Raw genomic sequence first — 20,608 nt, 5'->3', positions numbered from 1 at the left:
CTTTATGTATGGATCACCGTTAACATCGAATGCCCGTAAATTGCTGCTGTTAGGCTCCGGCGAGCTTGGGAAAGAAGTCGTATTGGAGGCTCAGCGCCTTGGCGTTGAGACGATTGCCGTTGACCGCTATGATCATGCGCCGGCGATGCAAGCCGCGCACCGCAGCTATACGGCCGATATGCTGAACGGCGCCGAGCTGCGCCGTATTATCGAGTTGGAGAAACCGGATTATATCGTTCCGGAGATCGAAGCGATCGCAACGGAGACGCTGCTGGAGCTTGAAAAGGAAGGACATCGCGTCATTCCGACGGCTCGCGCGGCATGGCTCACGATGGACCGCGAAGGCATTCGACGTTTGGCTGCGGAGACATTGGAGCTTCCGACGGCTCCCTACCGTTTTGCCGATACGCTGGGCGAACTGCGTCTTGCCGCAGAAGCGCTTGGCTTTCCCTGCGTCATTAAGCCGATTATGAGCTCCTCTGGCAAGGGACAAAGCGTTTGCCGTTCCGAAGCGGAGCTTGAAGCATGCTGGAACTATGCCATGGAGGGAGGCCGCGCGAAGAAGCAGCGTATTATCGTAGAAGGCTTCGTCACGTTCGAATCCGAAATTACATTGCTGACCGTTCGTTCCGTATCCGGGACAAGCTATTGCCCGCCGATTGGTCATGTTCAGAAGGATGGCGATTATATCGAATCCTGGCAGCCGCATGAAATGACGGAGGAGCAAATCGCGCAAGCCGAGGCTATAGCATTGCGGATTACGGATGAGCTTGGCGGGTATGGCATTTACGGTGTCGAGCTGTTCATAACGAAAGACGGCGTATTGTTCAGCGAAGTATCGCCGCGTCCGCATGACACGGGGATGGTAACGATGGCTACTCAGGATTTGTCCGAATTTGCCCTCCATGTCCGTGCTATTCTAGGGTTCCCGATTCCAACGATTCGACTGCTGACGCCTGGCGCGTCGCATACGCTCAAAGCAGATCGGGAATCCAGCTCCTTCCGCATTGGAGGTATCGAGGAAGCCCTTTCGGTGCCCAACACGCAGGTTCGTGTTTTCGGCAAGCCCGAGACGAAGGTAGGCCGCCGGATGGCTGTTGCTTTAAGCAGCGCTTCCGATGTGGAGCAAGCACGCGAAACCGCGCGAATTGCCGCCGAAGCCCTATATATTGAATACGATAACTAATGAACGATAATCAAATAAACCTCCAGATTTCCGATATAAGGATCTGGAGGTTATTTTTTTTGTTATTCTCCTGAAATACCTTTTCTGTGCAGCATTGCCTAGTATAGAAAAACAACTTCATCAATACATTAAAATATTGGCTTATTATCGGAGTGAACGAAGGTGGTGGACTTAAAATGACAAGTGAAGGGAGTCATAAGGTCAAGTCTGATTCGCATACCCAGGCCAACTTTCAGGCGCTTGTCGATGCGATTATTCCGCTTACCTGCCAATATGCCGGTGCTTCCGCGACGGTGTATGCACCAGGCGCTATAGGTTTGGGAATTCAAGATTATGTGATGAAAGAACTGGATTTTTCCCAGTTTATACCGGAAGATGCGGAGCCGAATATCATCCCGCTTTCGAAGTCAACGGCGATATTGCTTGATATCGGTGCAGCTCAATTTCTTAACTTAAACCATGCGCTATTCCCTAGCAGCGGGTTTTCGTATCCCTGCGAGGGATTATTTTCTACTCTTTCACGAAGTGACAGACTACGCGCGGTCACTTTGCTGGACCACCTTGCTGTTCCCCTTGAAAGTCTCCCGCAGCCCTATCAAAATAACCCTGCGCTTGTTCAGGTCATGATGTCTTCCATTAATCAATTAACATTGTTCGGCTATTACTCGGAATGGTTCGGATATGGAACGACCCGATTTTTACCGTCAAACCTTAAGAGAATCGAATGCTGCCCGCTTAGCTGGAAGATGGTCGGTTATCCGGGACCCTCTTTCGGTTACCGCGACTTTCGCGGTTTCATAATGCGTTTTCCTCATCAGAAAGGGAGGATCTGAATGGCAGATCAAGATGTCATCGTGATCGGAGCAGGCGGTGGAGGGGCAGTCATTGCCAAGGAACTCGGAGAACTCGGGTTAAAGGTTTTAGTCTTGGAAGCAGGTCCGTGGTACGGTAATAAACGATGGCCAGAACCGAACAGCAAAAGGGGAGCGGCAAGCAGTTCGAATACCGAGGATTTGGATGTCGTTCTCTTTAAACAGCTCTATAACAAATTAGAGGATACAATGGACAACCTAATATCAGGCAGAGTCCGTTGGGGGCCGGCTGACAGCAGACGCGCTCCGTGGAACCGGACACTTTCACAGAAAGGGTTTATTTGGCAAAACTCGGGCGTGGGTGGGAGCACGCAGCATTATCTTTCCCATTCCCCCCGGGCATTTCCGCTGGCGGTCGATGATGTTTGGCCAATTTCTTATCGTGAATTGATACCCTATTACGAGAAAGTCGAAGCTACGCTGCCTGTCGAATTTGCCCCTACAACTGCTAAGGAGGAGTTGTTTTATTATGGGGCCAAAAAAGCCGGCTGGCCTTTAATTGCGACGCTGGATGTGACGAGTCCCGGTTACCGTCCCCAGCCGAATGCCATACTTCCGCCCAATCGCCATTTGATGAATCCGAATTATTCATTAGAGGAATTATCCTGGATGGAAGGGTGCACGTTAGCCGGGCATTGCATCAACGGTTGCCCGCATGGGCCCTCGGTTGATAAGATAGCCAAACGCTCCACTAATGTAAGCTATGTCCCGCTAGCATTAAAGACAGGCAATGTTCGAATTAGGCCAAATACGTACACGACTAAGATTTTAACGGAAAAGAATCCTCAAGGCGAGCTGCGCGCCATAGGCGTAAAGGTTCGGGATACCTGGACGGGGGAATCGGAAGAGATCTATGCGAAAACCGTAGTCATGGCTGCCGGCTGCATTGAAAGTCCGCGACTCTGGTTAAATTCGGACTTGCCCAAAAACGAGTGGGTGGGGAAAGGGCTTGTTAATCACTATTTTGACTGGGTGACGGGAATCTTTGATGAGAAGGTATTATATTCGATCTTGGGAACGCCGCATATTGATTCGTTTGCCGGCCATACTTCAGGCGCAAGGCTGGATTATCCAGGAGTAGGGTGCATTCAGGTAACGGGCCTGAGCCCTGGTTTAACTGCCGTATTTAGCTATGGGATCAGCGAGTCAGGCTATAATTTCCTGCAGCCTCCTGAACCGGAGGCCCCTTGGAACGCGCAAGGACTTATCGTTGGTCCAGAACTGACAGGATTAATGGCAGATTATCGAAACGCATTGCAAATAACCATTTACGCGGATGATGACGTGGACCAACGTAACGGGATTACCGTTGAATCGAATGTCGCGGATGAACATGGCCCCATTCCACGGGTTAGTTATATGCCAAGCCGACGGGCTCGAGAGAACCGGGATATATTAATGAAAATCGCAATCGATATTTTAGAAAAAGCGGGAGCCCGTCAAATTAGCCGCGCCAATTGGCCGCCGGGTATGTTTCTACATATGGAAAGCTCAATGAGAATGGGCTTTGTCATTGATACCGATTGCGAAGCTTATCAGGTCAAACGATTATTCATAGCCGATAACAGCGCTCATTTTAATGGATTAGGAGGAGCCAATCCTACGCTTACGACACAAGCCTTAGCCACGCGGACAGCGAAAATAATAGTTAACAAGTATTTCAGTTAAAAGGCCTGCACTGCATTTTCTTTGATGAATGAATACAACAAAAGGGGGTATCTTATTTGTAAAGAATGAGAAATAAGAGGTGAAAAAATGAATTTGCTGGAGATCTTAAAGGATGCGATAAAACCTTTTGTAGACGGGAAGAAGCCTCCTTTACATGTAGGAGAAGTGATGAATCTATGGTTCTATTTGGCGGCTTCGGAGCAAACCATGCGGGGAGAACAAATATCCTTCAATATCGTTCAAGATGCAGAGCTCAAAGAAAATCTAAAAGAAATCATTAACAATGTCCATGCCCCGATTATTAAGGAAATCACGGAGTTTCTCAGAGTAGAAGGGGTATCTCTTCCTTCGACAACGCCGGAGAAACCGATCGGAGATTTTCGAGATATCCCGGAAGGAGCAAAATTAAACGACGAGGAAGTCTCGAATCTTATGCAATTCAATATGGTATTAGGCATAAATTATGCTTGCCGGGGTTTGACGGAGTCTGTCAGACCGGATGTGGCAGCCATGTTTGCCAAATTTCAAATCATGAAGGTCACGTATTCTTTACCTTTAAAGGATTTAGCGATGAAAAAGGGTTGGTTTAAACAACCTCCTTACTATCAGCAGGAGCATGTTTGAAGCAGGTAAATCCTTAGCGTTGAAACCGCAAATGCTGCGGTTTTTTTATTATGTCCGGATAACATCATTTTTTCATTTTCAGCTGAATCGATCCGATTCCCAGCATAATTAACGGAATGAATAGACAGATTGTTAATGCAAAAGGGATCCAAATTTTCGTGTCGAAATCCATCATATAAACGACATTCGGATAGACCACAAGCGAATACACAACCAAAATCATGCCGCAGGGTAACACAAGGGGGCGGTAATCTTTAAGCCCAAAAATTTGTGCAAGACCCGTTACGAAATGATAAGAATAAAATGAAGTTTTAAAAAAAATGGTTAAAAACCACATGCCTGCCATTAGAATCTCTACCCGCTGAATAAAATTGCCGATATTGATTTTTTTAGCGAGAGCATAGCTGGGGTAAATATTTCTTTCACTGAAATCTGCGCCCAATATCGCAATACTCAGAAAAGTAATAATGATAACGAATATTCCGCCTAATAAATTCCCTATAAAAAATGCTTTTCCTCCTTCCTCCGGATGATTCACACAAGCAGGAAATACCATGAGAAAAACAATGAGCGGGAGAGAAGCCGTACCGATATAAGATAACGATGCCTTAAAGATCGGTTTTATGCCAATTTCGGTAATTGGCTGGATTTTTTGAATATCCATTTCAGGTATGAGGAAAAGCGTAGATATTATAAACAGCAATAAAAACCAGGGGAATAAGATTTCGGCTGCCCGAGCCAGCACTTCAAGTCCAAGCCGCAGACCCATAATTACAATTCCTGCAAATAATATGATAAAAGACTCGATCGGCGTTTCAGGCATAACCTGCGTCGTCATAAAATTTCCCATATAAAATAATACAGATGAAGCGGCGATGAAAGAAAATAAAACAAAAAGAAGAGAGATCAGCTTGCCTAACCACTTCCCGAATATTTTTTCCGTATATTCTATTAGCGTCATAGCAGGGAATTGTTTGCTGAGCAATATATATAGGCCCACAATGAATAAACCTAATAGCCAGCCTACTATGGCAGCAATCCAAGCATTCTGTTCCGCATCAGCGGCGAGACTCGACGGAATGACCAAAATGGTCGTGCCAATCGTATAAAACATGACAAGCACAGTAAATTGGCGTATGGAAACTTTAATGTTGCCCGTCATTTGCTCTTCACTCCAATCTTACTTTTTACGCATTTTTTTGGTTATTTTCTTGCGTAGCAACCCGACGCCAAGTATGAAAAGCGGCAGCAATAATCCCATCGTCAACGCATAAGGGGTCCATATTTTAGAATCGAAATCCATCATATAAGTCACATTCGGATAGACGACAAGCGAATATACGACCAAAAGCATGCCGTATGGCAAAACAAGGGGACGATAATCCTTAACGCCAAAAATTTGCGCGAGACCCTTCAAGAAACTGTAGGAGTATAATATCGTTTTAAAAAAAATGGTTAAAAACCACATCCCCGCGACTAAGATTTCTACCCTTTGAATAAAATTGCCGACATTTATTTTTTTCGCTAAGGCATAGCTGGGGTACATATTTCTTTCGCTGAAATCTTCCCCTAATATCGAAATGCTCAAAAAGGTGATGATGATAACAAACACTCCCCCAAGAAGTGCCCCAATAAAAAAGGCTTTTTCTGCTTCCTTCCGATTATTGATAAAAGCAGGAAATATCATCAAGAGAATCACATGCGGAAGGGAAGCAATACTTGCAAATGTTAACGTTCCTTTCATTATCGGCCGAATGCCGTCCTCGAATACCGGTTGTATTTTTTGAATTTCTACCTCAGGCAGAAGGAAAAGAGTAGTAACAAAGAACAACAAAAGAAACCATGGAAATAAGATTTCAGCGGCACGGGCAATGACTTCAAGACCGAGACGCAGCCCCATGACGACAATGCCAGCAAAGAGAATCGTAAAGGACTCAATCGGCGTTTCAGGCAAAACCTGCGTCGTCATGAAATTTCCCATGTAATATAGTACAGAAGCAGCTCCTATAAACGAAAAGAAAATAAACAGGAAGGAGACGAGCTTGCCTAACCATTTCCCCAGCACTTTTTCGTTATATTCAATGAGCGTCAAATTGGAAAGCTGCCGGCCTAACCATAGAAACAACCCTACAATTAATAATCCAAATGCCCATCCTAGAATCGCAGCAATCCAAGCATCCTGATCAGCATCCGCAGCTAAGCTTGACGGAATCACTAATATGGTCGTTCCGACCGTATAGAACATGACAAGTACGGTGAATTGACGAACAGATATTTTAATATTGACGGTCATTTTTTTCACTCCAATATTACTTTAGGAAGCTGAATAACAAATCACTGAAAGGCTTAAAGATGATAAAGAGCAGATCCAACGGATTTGGGATTGGGAATTGTAGAGACTTCGCTATGCTTAACCCGGTTCCGAGCACGAGCAGGACAGAAAAGAGCCAAAGCTCCCTTTTTAATTTCGCTTTCAACAAAGGGGGAACTTCGATCAAGGCGATGAAAGAGGCTGTGGCCACGATTCCCGTAATCATCCACATCCGATTATTCCTCCTTTTCTCTATGGAACGAATTGGACACTGTACCGATACGCCTAATCTTTACATCTGCCTTTACATTGATCTCCAAGTTTAAAAACTGTTCCTCCCAATCCTGTTTTAATGTTTTCCAAGCTGCAGGGTTCGACCGGCGGATAGCTTCGCCAAATCCGAAAATATCAACCTTTAGTCTTTTCTGCGTCTTATGGATGGACTCCAGGATGATTGCCGTTACTTTTTTTTCTGCGCTTTTTTCAAGCATATCGATCGTATCTCTTTTTGTAAGATCGATTTCGCACTCCACCTCGCCTACGTTTTCTTCCGTCTTTATTTCGATGTCAATTTGCGGTTTGCCATTTTTCACCTTGCCTTTCACGTCCGTTTTTGACTTCATAATTTCTACGGCTATATTACCACCCTCGGGACATGCTAGAGTCCCAACCGTGTTCCTTACTTTATCTCTGATGTAGCTATAACCTTTGCTTTCTTTTTCATTCAACCAACCGATTAATTTATCTTCTTTGAATACAGCTAAACCCGAATATCTTAATTTACCCGGAGGCTCTATGTTTTCCACGTTTTGTTGGGTCTGGCCCTTATTTACGTTAGTCACTTTAACAGCCGTTAACACTGGGCTTTTTCCTTCACTGATAATGTCCGTAATGAGTTCATCCAAGGTGGTCGTCAAGGTGGGAGCCCATACCTTCTGAGATGTTTGAAGTGAAAGAAACAGTTTGTTTGCCGGTATTTTCTCAACTGGGGTCAATACTTTCAATACATCCTTGGCAGACGAACCCTTCGCGATAACGATGAAAAAATCCGTTCGCACCTCATGGTCCCGGGAAAAATGATCGAGAGGTTTCTCAATCCCTTCCCTCGCCAATGCCTCGCCAATTACGAGCACGCGAAGATGCGCCATGTAAATGACTCTGGGACTGGTGGTCGTCATTTTGCGTATCGCTTCGAATATAGTATCCCCGGTTGCTTCATAAACGGTTACCGGCGTACGGTTCCCGCTCGGTTTTGCCGACGCCACTTCTCCCGGATTGACTACTTGGGCAGAGACCCGGTATCCTTTCCCATCTTTATCGATTCCGATCCCTACTGAAATCCCTAGCTCATTTAATTCCCGTCTATTCCAACATCCCGTTAACAGGTTAAGAAGCAGGAGGCAGCTGATGTAAACTATATACTTTCGTTTCATTAAGCTTGCTCCTTTCTTGACCTTATTCAAGTCTTTGGTTTAGTGGGCGGTGACATTTGTTCACGAATCACGTTCTTCTGATTAATCAAACGAGGCCTTGAAGACATTGCCCAATGGGGAAGGCGGAAAATCGTATCCTTTAAATCGGAAAGCACTAAAGGAGCAAACGGACTCATGTAAGGAATTCCGAAGGAGCGCAAGCTGCAAAGATGCAAAACAAGAGCAATTAAAGCGACTACTATCCCGAAAATGCCGAAGGAAGCGGCTAAACCCATAATGATGAAACGAATCATTCTAATAGAAATTGCCATGCTGTATCCCGTAATGACAAAGCTAGATATCGCGGTAATCGACACGACGATAACCATGGATGCCGATACGATGCCGGCTTCAACAGCCGCTTGGCCTATGACCAGCGTACCGACGATCGATACGGCTTGTCCAATCGGCCGAGGCATTCTTAAACCCGCTTCCCGCAAAATTTCAAAGGTTACCTCCATTATTAGAGCTTCGATGAAAGCAGGGAAGGGTACGCCTTCCCGCTGCGCAGCTAAACTGATAAGAAGCTGCGTAGGCAGCAGCTCTTGGTGGAAGGTGGTAATCGCTATATAAATTGCCGGTCCGACCATGGCAATAAACAAGCATATAAAACGGATGATCCGGAGGAGGGTGCTGATATCCGCGCGCAGGTAATAATCCTCCGCAGTTTGAAAAAACGAAATAAACAAGGTTGGAACGATGAGAACAAAGGGGGTCCCGTCGACCAAAATAGCGATACGGCCTTCTAATAGCTCGGCAGCCGCAACATCGGGCCGCTCGGTGTTATTAATGGTTGGAAAAGGAGAATAGGGTTCGTCTTGTATCAGTTCTTCAATATATCCTCCCTCCAAGATCCCGTCGATGTTGATTTTATCAAGTCGTTTATGGACTTCTTCGACAATCTTGTCGTTAACGATTCCTTTTATGTACATAATGGCCACATCGGTTTTTGTAACGCTGCCGATTTGTTTTGTTTCCAGCCAAAGGTTCTGGTCTTTAATTTTCCTGCGGATCATGGCCGTATTCGTGCGCAGCGTTTCGGTGAAGCCTTCCTGCGGGCCTCGAACAACGCTTTGTGCGACAGGCTCGGAGATCCCTCTGCTTTTCCACCCTTGGGTGCTGGCAGATATCCCTTGCAAGCAGCCGTCTAATAAAATCACCGTGTCTCCAGATAAAATAGAGTTATACAATGAGGAGAAATCCGTAATTTCTTTGTTGTCTCCAATTTGGAGGGCCATGCCTTTCAAAGATTCCATACGATTGTCGTTTTCAGAAATCTGCTCGATCGGTTCGATTTGTGAATCCTGCATTAGCGAATCCATAAAAAAATCAGTGATGACTTGTTTGTCTGCTAATCCGTCCGTATAAAGAACGGCTACTTTTGTCCTCTTATCTTTGCCGCTCCGGATCTCCCGGATAATGATATCCGTGCTGTTCCCGAGATCCATTTTGATCTTTCTTATATTTTCATCGAGACTTGCATACAGCGGTTCCGGTTCCGCTTGCGCTTTATTTTGTTGTTGACCGCTTTGGCCAGAGGAATTGAAGTTTCTTTTTAATTTCATAGTCATATTTCCTCGCGATCTCTTGTATACGGTGCCGTAACGAAGAAAGGCCTATTCCTTCCTTAATACCGGACCGTTGGAAAGGCGGTTACTCACCTCCATGGCGATCTTCAAAATAACCATAGGCAAAAGAATATAATAAATCGGATCCCACCACACAAGGCTATACAGTATGCCAGTTGTATTCAGAGTGATTGTAACTAATGCCGCAAATGCTGAAACAAATGCATATTTCAACCATGTATATTTCCAATGGAGCTTGACCGTGATCACCAGGAGCAAACTTAAGCACATATAATATACGGCGGAAAAAGCCGTTGTATCATGAGCTAGGTTAACGAACCACCCTGGGCGGTAATATCTGTTGTTCAGCAGCATAATAGGGAGAATATGCAAGGTGCCTGTAATGGGACCAATAATGAACAGCAGGATCAGAAAGTGAATGGCTCCTTGTAAGGGTTGTAACAATTTGAGGTGAAGGATTTTAGCTGCAGCAAAATATAAGGGAAGGCCTATTGCCGTATAGCTTAGGCGCCACCAATTGTGGGAATAGATGTGCAGGTATAGAAATAACACTTCAATACCTACGAATAGGCCTGTAAAAACGAACAACCAAATCCACCGTAAACGAAAAACGGCAATGAAGGCTGCTGCCGAAGGTAGAGCTAACGCATTGGATGCAATTGCTCCCATATTACTATCATAATAAGGTTCATCAGCTAAAAATTTAGGGAAATATTGGTAGCTGCCCAAGAAAATATATATGATAGCTTCAATAAAGTAACCGAGACCTATCATTAAAAAAAATAGCATTAGGCTTCGCTTGTTTCTTTTTTTCAGACCTACATAACCTACAATAAGAAGGCTTAGGATCCCTAATCCCACATACCAATACGAATTAAAATACATGGTTACACCCCATAAACGAGAATATTTCTTTATTATGGTTTCGTTGCTTGTTTTTATACCTATTTACAGTTATGGATAAGTTTTCAGATGTTCGTTTGTTTGAAATTTTCAGGAAATAGAATAAAGAAAAGATTATGAGGTGAATATAAAAAAAGAAAAAATATGAAAATGATGGTGGATATATGCATGTAGCGATTTGTTTATTTACGATTTTCTCAACATGGCGTTGGGGTGACTGGCAAAATTGGCGAAAATACCACGCGACTATGTTCTACATAGCGGCAGGAGGATTATTATACGAGTATTTAACTAAAGACCATACGCTATGGAGTTTTCATCCGGATTTTCTATATAATCAGCAAATGACCGTCATTGTATATACTTTTGTTACGATGCCGCTTAGCGTTCTGCTCTTCTTGTCCCGATTCCCGCAAACCTTAAAGAAGCAGCTTATTTATTTAACCAAATGGTTGTTGATTTACACGATCGCAGAAATCATTTTGCAATACTTTGGTCGAATTTCATATCAAAACGGATGGAGCTTATTCCATTCGTTCTTATTTGATATCATGATGTTTCCAATGCTGGTCTTTCATCATAAGAGGCCTCTGCTCGCCTATCTGGTTTCTATCGTAATCGTAGTACTATTAATGCATTGGTTTGAAGTTCCGATGAGCTAACCTTTTTACAGCGGAGATGTTATTATAAACATATAGGCATTTGAGACATCGTCACATTGAAATCATGAAGAATCGGGGAATGTAAGGATGAGCAAGAAAAGAAAGCAGGCAGCGTCATCCGCGGCAAAAGCTGCGCCGAAAGACGAAAAGGACAATCCTGTATTGCTGAATGAGCTTCTGAGCGCAGATATCGTAAAGAAACTGAAAGCACAGGCTGAGGAATTGAAAAAAGCCGAGGAGACCCGCAAGGAAGACATTCGTAAGCAGGAGGAAGAAAAGAAAAAGCAGGAACAAAAGCGCTTGGAAAATGATTTCTCGTATTTGCTTGAAAATAGCGATCCGAGCTGGTCTAAGCATAAATAACCGTTTCTTGATTTTTTATATCCATGACAGGCCTCATCGAAAGCATCCTCCCGGGTGCTTTTTTTATTTTAGAATAATGTAAAAGTTCCTTTACGGGAGAAGGCCTAATGCTCATAATAAGGCTTTGTATGGCATGCCAAGCCGCAGGATGAAGAAGGTTGTGTAGATAGTCCACTATTACAAAAAATTTCGAATATTAAACTGTAACCGTATTCATTAGTATTAAAACAGGAACAAAAACGTTAAAGAGCTCTACATTACAAGGGAGGTATACCATGAAACAAAACCGCAAGGCGTTATTCGTCCTCATGCTGGCCATCTTAATGTTTGCAACTCTGCTTGCAGGCTGCTCGGGCGGGACGAACAAGGAAAATGAGACCGAGCCTTCACAGACCGAAAAAACAACAAGCCCGGAGAACAGCGGGAACGAACCAACGAATGCACAAACAGAGGATTCGAAAGAGCCGGTTAAGCTGAAATTCACATTCTGGGGAAGCCCGCAAGAGAAAACGGCAATCGAGCAGGCGACGAAAAAGTTTACGGAAAAATATCCTTGGATTACCGTGGATGCGATTCATATCCCGGAGGCGGATTATGATGCGAAAATAACCGCAATGGTAGCGGGAAATGATTCTCCGGATCTCGGTTATATGCACGGGGAGCTGGCGGATCCGTGGCAGAAGGAAGGGAAATTCGTCAATATGTTCGAGCTGCTGGACAAAGACGACGAATTAAAGCGTGAAGATTTCTTGGATTACATCTGGTTTAAGTCTTCCGAGGACTTCGCTTACGGAATCAGCACAGCTGGCGAGACATTCGGCTTGTTCTATAATAAAGACCTATTCGATACTGCGAAGCAAGCCTATCCGCCGTCCAAACCGGAGGAAGCATGGGACTGGGATCAATTCGTCGAAGTGGCCAAAAAGCTGACGCTGGACAAAAACGGCAAGAATGCTTCGGAAGAAGGCTTTGATCCGAATAATATCAAGCAGTACGGCGTGTCGTTCGAAACATGGCATGGACCGATCCACGCAACCGTGATTAACAATGAGGGCGAATGGATTACGAAGGACGGCAAATTTGGGTTTAGCGAGCCGCAAGCAACGGAAGCGATTCAAAGACTTGCCGATCTGATCAATGTTCATCATGTTGCGCCTTCGCCGGTGCAAATGAAATCGATTCCGTCGCAAGCGGTCGCGCTGCAATCCAAGCTGGTTGCCATGTCTATGCACGGACAATGGATCAACCTTGATCTTGGAGCAGCCAAAGTTAACTACGATATCGGCGTTCTTCCGAAAATGAGCCGTTCCGTACCGATGGGCATTAGCGGAGCCTCCGTCATTTACAAATCCAGTAAGCATCTGGATGAAGCCTGGCTGTTAACGAAGTTTTTGGAAAACCCGGAAGGCTCGCTTGATCTGTACAGCGGCGGATTATGGATGCCGACGATGACGAAATGGTATACCGAGCCTGAGCTTATTGCCAAATGGGCAGAGAATAACCCGGCGCATCCGGCAGGCTTTAAGGATGCGATGATGAACAATTTGCTGAATAACGGCGTGCCTAACGGATCCTACTATATTAAAAACTTCTCCAAGGTGAACGCCATTACATTCTCCGGTATGGATGAAGTATGGCTTGGAAGGAAAACGGCCGCAGAAGCGATGAAAGAAATCGAAGCGAAGGTGCAGCCCGAAATTCAAGGCAGATACGATGTAAGCCCATAAGTTAGAGGAGGAGAATTGCTATTCGGGCGACCGGCTATGCCGGTTGCCCTAACCTACCAATAGTTTGGAGAGAGCAACTATGAAATCAATAGCGGGCTTCCGGGAACGCTCGATCGTGCAGGAGCGTGCCGGCAGGAAAAAGCGTTCGTCCAAGGAGTTCAGCTACGGCATACTTTTCGCGTCACCTGTATTGCTGGGCTATCTCATTTTCGTCATCGTACCGATTGTAGCAACGCTGTATCTTAGCTTCACTTCTTACAGCGTTGGAACGACGCCGAAATGGCTGGGGTTCGATAATTACGTTCATTTATTCGAGGGATCCGATCCTTTTTTTTATCCAGCAGTTAAGGCAACCCTCTATTATGTGGGGCTTAGCGTACCCCTTGGCATTATTCTTTCTTTCTTTGTGGCGATCTTGCTTAACCAGAAAATCGTGGCCAGAGGATTTTTCCGCAGCGTATTTTATTTGCCGGTCATCATTCCGCTCGCTGCCTCGTCGATGGTATGGATGTGGCTGCTCCAGCCGGATTTCGGCATTGTCAATTATGTGCTGGATTCGCTTCATTTGCCATCCTCGAAATGGCTGGGCGATACGACATCCGTGGTGCCGACTCTTATTTTGTTCAGCTTCTGGACACTGGGGAACACGATTGTTATTTTTTTGGCAGGCCTGCAAGGCATTCCTTCCCATCTCTACGAAGCCATTGACATTGATGGCGGAAACGCATTTCATAAGCTCATCTACATCACAATCCCGATGAGTTCTCCCATTATTTTCTTCAATACGGTCATTGCCTTTATTAACGGCTTTCAGACCTTTGTCCAGCCTGCCGTCATGACGCAAGGCGGACCGAATAATTCAAGCCTGTTTTATGTGCTTTATTTGTTTAATGAAGGCTTCAAGTCTTCCCGAATGGGAAGTGCCAGTGCGATTTCAGTGCTGCTGTTTATCGTCATCATCCTGTTTACCGCAGCGATATTCTTCTTCTCCAAATCATTTGTCTATTACGAAGGGAAGGGGGAGAAGAGATGAGAAAGCTTCCTATTCTTCAGCGCTGCGTCATTTACGCTTTGCTGCTCGCGGGTACGGTCTTTTGTTTATTCCCTATATTCTGGATGCTGCGAACATCGTTGATCGGTATGGGCGATCTTTACCAGATGCCGCCCACTATATTTCCGAAATCGCTCAGCTGGGAAAATTACAAATCGGCGCTAGAAGCGTACCCGTTCGAACGTTTTTTCCTTAACAGCACGATCGTAACGGGTTCCGCAGTCGTAGGCGTGCTGTTTTCAAGCTCAATTTGCGCATACAGCTTTTCCCGAATCGACTGGAAGGGCAGAGACAAGGTGTTCGGATTTATTCTGTCAGGCCTAATGATTCCGTTTTTCGTAGTCATGATTCCGCAGTTTGTTTTCTGGAATGCGCTGCATCTGACGGATACGTTCGTTCCGCTAATTGCGCCTTCATGGTTCGGAGGCGGCGTGTTCAATATCTTTTTGCTGCGCCAGTTTTTTCTCAGCATTCCTAGAGATTTGGATGAGGCGGCTAAGGTTGACGGTGCCGGACATTTCCGGATCTATTGGCAGATCATTTTACCGGTAGCAAAACAAGCCATGATCGTCGTAGGTTTATTGACGTTTCTCGCCAATTGGAATGATTACCTCGGGCCGCTGGCCTTCATTACCTCGGAGAAGAATTACACGCTTATGCAGGGACTCACGTTGTTCCAAGGCTCCTATTCGGCGCAGTGGCATCTCATGATGGCGGCAACCGCAGTCATCGTTATTCCATCGTTGGTCATTTTCTTCATTGCTCAACGGCATTTTATCGAAGGGATTGCAATGACCGGCATAAAAGGCTAACTGCGGTTATTGTTATGCTTTCGCTTCAAAACAAATGGTCGTGCTGCAGGCAGGATGCTGCTTTGACTCGAGTTGCTAAGAAAACGCTTACAAAAAAGGGTTCAAAAATTCAATCGATATTGGAGGAGATTCTATCATGTTACGATCGACAAAACGGATAAAGCGGACCGTGTCCCTCGTCTTGGGACTTGCGCTTGTCTTCGGGAGCATCCCGCCGCTCGCATCGGCGGCCAACAATCCCGGAATGCCCGTCTTTAAAAGCTCGGGTGCCGTAATTCCGCAGGAGCCTGCTGCTTATTCTCCTGAACAAAGCATGATGCAGGCTATCTACGACATGGAGAAAAACGGTACTGATTTCTGGATAGACCGTTTGCTGGCGCGTCCCGGCAATGATCCGGCCAGGGAGGCTCGCGGCGTAGATTTGATGACGCGGGGCAGAGCCTTGTATATGAAAGAGCATACGCCGGGATTGATCGGCTTTGCCGGAAGGACGGCATATCAGGATGTGCTTGGCGGCAATGCCTATACGGTTACGTTCACCGGACTGACTTTAACGGAGGATGTCGGCAAGCGGCTGCAAATGCCAAGCCACTGGAGAAGCGAGCATAACGCGCAAGGATTAAGCATCATGCAGCGTAAATTCATTACGGATAGTAACGCTGCAGTAACGCTGCTTGATCTCAAAAATACGGGAACGGAAGTAAAAACGGTAACGATGACGGTTAATCCTTCCTTCGTATCCAAGGCGGAAGGCGACGAGCTGACGGGTATGGTCAATTCCGCCCGGAATTTAACCAAAATTAACACGCGCTTATCCGGCAGCGGCATGACAGCTGCAGATAACAAGCTTACCCGCACGATAAGCATTCCGGCCGGAGCGACGCTGCAGGCTAATGTGGTAATGGGCTTCATTACGGCTGAAATTCCGGAATCGCTGACGGAATACAACGTTTACAAGAGCCTAAATAATGATGCCGCGCTCGCCAAGCAGACACAGGATTATAACAAATGGTGGGCGGATAACGTGCCGTATATCGATGTACCGGATGAAAATATCAAAAAAATCGCCTATTACCGGTGGTGGCTGAACCGCTTTAACTATCTTGACGCTAACATTCCCGGCAATGACTTTCAATTCCCTACCTCCATTGAAGGGGTACTCGGTTACAACAATGCGATTGTTTTGACGCAGCCTATGCATATTCAGGATCTGCAATATTTGCGAAATCCGATGTATTCGTACGGGAACTGGGTATCGGTCGGCGAAACCTCCAACGGCGGCGCTTTTACCGATAACCCGGGCATGCCGGACAATTGGAACAATTATTACACCCAATACTTATCGGAAGCGGCATGGAACAGCTATAAAATCCATGGCGGTCAATCCGAGATTATCGGCAATTTGGCCCACTATGCGGAAAAAGACGTAGCTGGACAGCTCTTTCGTTTCGATAAGAACAACAACGGCGTCATTGCCTACGATTGGGGAGCATTAACCGGCAATGATGCAGACGCCGTGTCTTTTCACTGGAAATCGGGCAACCAAGAGCGGGCGGAAGGGGCTTATGTATACGGAGGCGCGAAAGCGGCTGCTGAAATGTACGGGTTCCTTGGCAACGAGGAGAAAGAAGCTGAGCTTGGCGCAATCGCTGCCGATATTCAACAAGGCATTATGGAAGAGCTTTGGGACGAAGAAGACCAAGTATTCAAGCATCGCCATATCAGCACGGACGAACTAAATCCTTGGAAGGAAATAAACAATTACTATCCGTTTACCGAAGGCGTTCCGCCAAATGAAGAGAAGTATAAGGAAGCATTCCGTCTATGGCAGGACTCCGCCGAATATCCGATCTTTCCTTTTTTCACGGCGAACCAGAAGGATAAAGCGGCTGCAGCAGCCCAAGGGGAAGCGGGCTCCAACAACTTTTCGACCATCAATTCTACGGTCACGTTCCGTTTGTTCGCGAAAGCGCTTCGGGAATATCCGTCGGAGTACATCACGGCAGATATGTATAAGCAGCTGCTTTATTGGGTGGCTTGGGCGCAATACTACGACGGGGATACGCGTTATCCGGATGCGAACGAATTTTGGGCGAACTGGAATCCAGCTACCCAAAAAATAGATTACCGCTCTTGGATCCACCACAATATTCTCGGGAATTACAATTATACGCTGATTGAGGACGTGGCCGGCTTGCGTCCTAGACTCGACAAAAAAATCGAGCTTTGGCCGCTTGATATCGGGTGGGATCATTTTACGGTCAACAATCTGAATTACCATGATCAGGATTTGACGATCGTATGGGATAAGCCGGGGGACGGTACGACGCATTACGGCACGGCACCTGAGGGATATTCCGTATTTATCGACGGTGAGCGCGCATTTACGGCGGATAAGCTGGTTCAGCTGGTTTGGGATCCGGAGACCGGAAAGGTGGAATTCCCAGGCGATGACGGCACCGCACTTTATGAAAAAACGATGAGCGAGCTGAAGGAAGCGAAGGATGTTGCGCTGACCGACGGCAGAGTGATCGACATGTTCCAGAAAGCAGGCATCGATCTTGACCCGGAGACGGCTGCGTTTCCTAATCTAGCCGCAGGCGAAGGCGTTCAGCCATCCGCATCGTTTAATGCTGCGGGAACAAAGGTAAGCGACGCGGTGGACGGATTTACGATTTCCGGAACGTCCAAACCTCGTGAAACGGCCTTTACGCCGCCAATCTGGGGAAGCAAAGGATCGCCAAACGCGACGGATTGGTATGAAATTGACTTCGGTAAGCAGACAGCTTTTGATAATGTGAAGCTTTACTTCTACAACGACCGCGTGGCTTCGGGAGGCTATAGCGAGCCATCCATGTACAAGGTCGAATATTTCGACGGTTCGAATTGGCTGCCTGCGCTGAAGCCATATAAGCTGCCTAAGATCCCTCAGGCAAATTTGAACGAAGTGCAGTTTCCGGCAGTCACAGCCAGCAAAATGCGGGTAACGATGACGCATAAGGGAGCGAACAAAACGGCCCTAAAAGAAATTCAGGTGTACCACACAGGCATTATCCCGCCTGTTCCGGTTAATGAGAAGCCGGAGGTTACCGCTGCGCTAGACAGCGGGCCAAAGCTGCCGCTTCAAGCAAAATTAATCGGGAGCGCTGTAGATGATGGATTGCCGGAAGGCGTCGTCACGGTGAACTGGAGTAAGCTAAGCGGGCCGGGTAACGTCGTTTTCGCGAACCCGAAGGAAGGAAGCACAACCGCAACGTTTACGGCCGCCGGAACCTACACGCTTAAATTTGAAGCAACCGACGGCGAGCTGTCGTCCGAAACAGAGCTGACGGTCATTGTTGAACCGCTGCCATCGGAAATTAACGTGGCGACCTTTGCGACGCCGACAACTTCCTTCGTATCCAGCTGGGAGACGGTAACCGCGGTCAATGACGGCTTGGATTGGCCCAATTCCAATCCGCCTAACGGCGTGTCCGCCGGCGGCATTCCGAGATACGGCAACTGGAGCCAGCAAGGCACGCAATGGGTGGAATATACGTGGAGCGAGCCGGTGAAAATCGGGAAAGCCTCGGTCTCTTGGATGGATGACGGCGGAGGCGTGAAGCTGCCTGCCTCTTGGAAGCTGCAATACTGGGACGGCTCTAAGCTTGTGGATGTTGCTGAGCCTACGGCTTACGGCTTAGCCAAAAACGGTTATAACCACGTGCAGTTCAAACCCGTGACGACAACGAAGCTGAGAATCGTCATGGTCAGCAATAATGCCTCGACGGGCATTTTGGAATGGAAGGTATTCGCTGAACCGCCGGTAAGCGCGAATGCAGTCAAAATTCCGACGCTGGTTGGCGTGCAGCCCCAATTGCCTGCCAAAATCGAGCAAACGTACGCAGACGGTTCGACTCAAGCAAGCAAGGTGACTTGGTTCCCTATCGCTCCGGAGCTCCTGCAAAATCCAGGCTCTTCCTTCAAAGTGACGGGAATCATTGAAGGGTCAACGCTGCAGGCCGAGGCTTCCGTTTACGTTAGAGTCACGAATGCCGTGCAAGTGACCAATATCACGGATGTTCATGCGGTCACTGCCGTCGGAAAGGCTCCAGTGCTTCCTGCGGCAGCCGATGTTCTATACAACGACGGTTCATGGGATAACGTGAACAATGTCATCGCTTGGGATGCCATCGCGCCGGAATCCTATGCCCAGATCGGCGAGTTTATCGTAGAGGGCGCCATCACAGCCTCGACGACAAAGGTGAAAGCATACGTTTCCGTTACGGGAGGTACGGTTACGGAAGTGGGGTCCGTTCAAGTAACGACTTCAGCCGGCGTGGCTCCGAACCTGCCAGCTAAAGTTAGCGTGACCTATGAAGGCGGAGCAACCGCTGAAGTGCCAGTCGTTTGGGATGCGATAGCTCCGGCAGCCTACGCGCAGCCGGGTACCTTTAAAGTAAATGGAACCGTGGCCGGTACCGCTAAGAAGGCGGAGGCTGCCGTTACCGTAACCGAAGCGCAGGGCACGGCTGCCGTAACGCTCAGCGGACCGGAGAAAATAGAAGGCGGAGAAGCCTTTCATGTCATCCTCGGCATTAGCGGAGCGGAACAATCGGTTTACGCCGAAGATATCACCATCGCTTTTGACGCGGATAAGCTTGAATGGCTTGGCGCAGACGATGAGCTGTTGAACGAGCATTTCGCGCTCGTCGGCGAAGATCAGAAGGATGGCGAGATTCGTCTCATCACCGCGAAAATCAACGCCGCAGGCTCGGATGTGAACGGTCCGCTTGCGAAGCTGCAGTTTAAAGCCAAGGATACGGACAGCGGAGCAATGGCGAATATTTCGATAACGAAAGCGGCTGCCGCCGATGCAGCCGGACTGGAAACAGAGCTGGCGGGAGCCGGCTACAGCATCCAGATTAACGGAGTGAATAAAGCCGTGCTTCGCGCGCTTATCGCGGATGCGCAGCAAGCGCATGATGCGGCAGTCGAAGGGACGAAGGTTGGCGAGTATCCTGCCGGTTCCAAAGCCGCGCTTCTCGCTGCTATTCAATCTGCTCAGGCCATTGCCGGCAAGACCGGCGTTACTTCTGCTCAAATCGAGCAGTCTGTCCAGCAATTGAACGACGCGCTGCAGCTGTTCAAAGCTTCGGTCAACAAAGCGCTGCCGGGCGATGTGAGCGGCGATGACAAGGTAAGCGTTGGCGATCTTGCAATCGTAGCCGTTTCCTATGGCAAAACATCAGCACATCCGCAATGGGAGCAAATCAAGAAAGCGGATATGAATAAGGATGGAAAAATTGATATCGAGGATCTTGCAGCCCTTGCCCGACTGATACTCGGCTGACCGCAGCCCGAAAGATGAAACAATCAAGGGGAAGGC

16 protein-coding genes are annotated in these 20,608 nt (G+C 47.1%); 10 read left to right on the top strand and 6 right to left on the bottom strand.

The annotated features are described in order from the left end of the window. Positions 1-4: 4 nt before the first annotated feature. The 4 genes from purT to ACN6MW_RS31730 all read left to right on the top strand — a co-directional run bounded on the left by purT (position 5) and on the right by ACN6MW_RS31730 (position 4,350). Positions 5-1,186, top strand: coding sequence for a formate-dependent phosphoribosylglycinamide formyltransferase (gene purT / locus ACN6MW_RS31745; protein ID WP_419873680.1), 1,182 nt, complete (start codon positions 5-7; stop codon positions 1,184-1,186). 176 nt (positions 1,187-1,362) lie between these two features. Next, positions 1,363-2,019 carry a hypothetical protein gene (locus tag ACN6MW_RS31740; RefSeq protein ID WP_419873679.1) on the top strand — a complete coding sequence of 219 codons (657 nt, stop codon included), beginning with the start codon at positions 1,363-1,365 and terminating at the stop codon, positions 2,017-2,019. Continuing rightward, positions 2,020-3,726, top strand: a complete 1,707-nt coding sequence (locus tag ACN6MW_RS31735) for a GMC family oxidoreductase N-terminal domain-containing protein (RefSeq protein ID WP_419873678.1) — start codon at positions 2,020-2,022, stop codon at positions 3,724-3,726. Between the two features lie 87 nt (positions 3,727-3,813). After that, positions 3,814-4,350 carry a DUF3231 family protein gene (locus ACN6MW_RS31730; RefSeq protein WP_419873677.1) on the top strand — a complete coding sequence of 179 codons (537 nt, stop codon included), beginning with the start codon at positions 3,814-3,816 and terminating at the stop codon, positions 4,348-4,350. Positions 4,351-4,414: 64 nt separating this feature from the next. Here the strand turns inward: ACN6MW_RS31730 and ACN6MW_RS31725 are convergent, their stop codons facing one another. Genes ACN6MW_RS31725 through ACN6MW_RS31700 form a run of 6 tightly spaced genes read right to left on the bottom strand, consistent with a single transcriptional unit; the run spans position 4,415 to position 10,607 of the window. Next, entirely contained in the window at positions 4,415-5,512 is a 1,098-nt protein-coding gene (locus tag ACN6MW_RS31725) for a GerAB/ArcD/ProY family transporter (RefSeq protein WP_419873676.1), read from the bottom strand. An 18-nt stretch (positions 5,513-5,530) separates the two neighbouring features. Next, entirely contained in the window at positions 5,531-6,643 is a 1,113-nt protein-coding gene (locus ACN6MW_RS31720; RefSeq protein ID WP_419873675.1) for a GerAB/ArcD/ProY family transporter, read from the bottom strand. A gap of 16 nt (positions 6,644-6,659) precedes the next feature. Then, a complete protein-coding gene (locus tag ACN6MW_RS31715; protein WP_419873674.1) occupies positions 6,660-6,893 on the bottom strand; it encodes a hypothetical protein in 234 nt (77 codons plus the stop codon). A gap of 4 nt (positions 6,894-6,897) precedes the next feature. Next, positions 6,898-8,094, bottom strand: a complete 1,197-nt coding sequence (locus ACN6MW_RS31710; RefSeq protein ID WP_419873673.1) for a Ger(x)C family spore germination protein — start codon at positions 8,092-8,094, stop codon at positions 6,898-6,900. Positions 8,095-8,120: 26 nt separating this feature from the next. After that, positions 8,121-9,698: a spore germination protein gene (locus ACN6MW_RS31705; protein WP_419873672.1), complete on the bottom strand. Its 1,578-nt coding sequence runs from the start codon at positions 9,696-9,698 to the stop codon at positions 8,121-8,123. A 51-nt stretch (positions 9,699-9,749) separates the two neighbouring features. Beyond that, entirely contained in the window at positions 9,750-10,607 is an 858-nt protein-coding gene (locus tag ACN6MW_RS31700) for a hypothetical protein (RefSeq protein ID WP_419873671.1), read from the bottom strand. 182 nt (positions 10,608-10,789) lie between these two features. On the opposite strand from ACN6MW_RS31700, the gene ACN6MW_RS31695 reads away from it, so the two are divergent. From ACN6MW_RS31695 to ACN6MW_RS31670, 6 genes are all read left to right on the top strand, one after another. Continuing rightward, complete coding sequence (locus ACN6MW_RS31695; protein ID WP_419873670.1) at positions 10,790-11,287, top strand: CBO0543 family protein; 498 nt, start codon at positions 10,790-10,792, stop codon at positions 11,285-11,287. An 87-nt stretch (positions 11,288-11,374) separates the two neighbouring features. Then, positions 11,375-11,650, top strand: coding sequence for a YqkE family protein (locus tag ACN6MW_RS31690; protein ID WP_419873669.1), 276 nt, complete (start codon positions 11,375-11,377; stop codon positions 11,648-11,650). Between the two features lie 275 nt (positions 11,651-11,925). Continuing rightward, positions 11,926-13,377: an ABC transporter substrate-binding protein gene (locus ACN6MW_RS31685; protein ID WP_419873668.1), complete on the top strand. Its 1,452-nt coding sequence runs from the start codon at positions 11,926-11,928 to the stop codon at positions 13,375-13,377. 79 nt (positions 13,378-13,456) lie between these two features. Beyond that, positions 13,457-14,410, top strand: coding sequence for a carbohydrate ABC transporter permease (locus tag ACN6MW_RS31680; protein WP_419873667.1), 954 nt, complete (start codon positions 13,457-13,459; stop codon positions 14,408-14,410). Continuing rightward, positions 14,407-15,240, top strand: a complete 834-nt coding sequence (locus ACN6MW_RS31675) for a carbohydrate ABC transporter permease (RefSeq protein ID WP_419873666.1) — start codon at positions 14,407-14,409, stop codon at positions 15,238-15,240. The genes ACN6MW_RS31680 and ACN6MW_RS31675 overlap by 4 nt, the downstream gene beginning before the upstream one ends. A 136-nt stretch (positions 15,241-15,376) precedes the next feature. Continuing rightward, positions 15,377-20,572, top strand: a complete 5,196-nt coding sequence (locus ACN6MW_RS31670) for an Ig-like domain-containing protein (RefSeq protein WP_419873665.1) — start codon at positions 15,377-15,379, stop codon at positions 20,570-20,572. Positions 20,573-20,608: the final 36 nt, after the last annotated feature.

The sequence above is a fragment of the Pristimantibacillus sp. PTI5 genome (assembly GCF_048572955.1).
GTDB lineage: Bacteria > Bacillota > Bacilli > Paenibacillales > Paenibacillaceae > Pristimantibacillus.
Note: the sequence above shows the minus strand (reverse complement) of the source record. Positions and strands in the feature narration are given on the sequence as shown.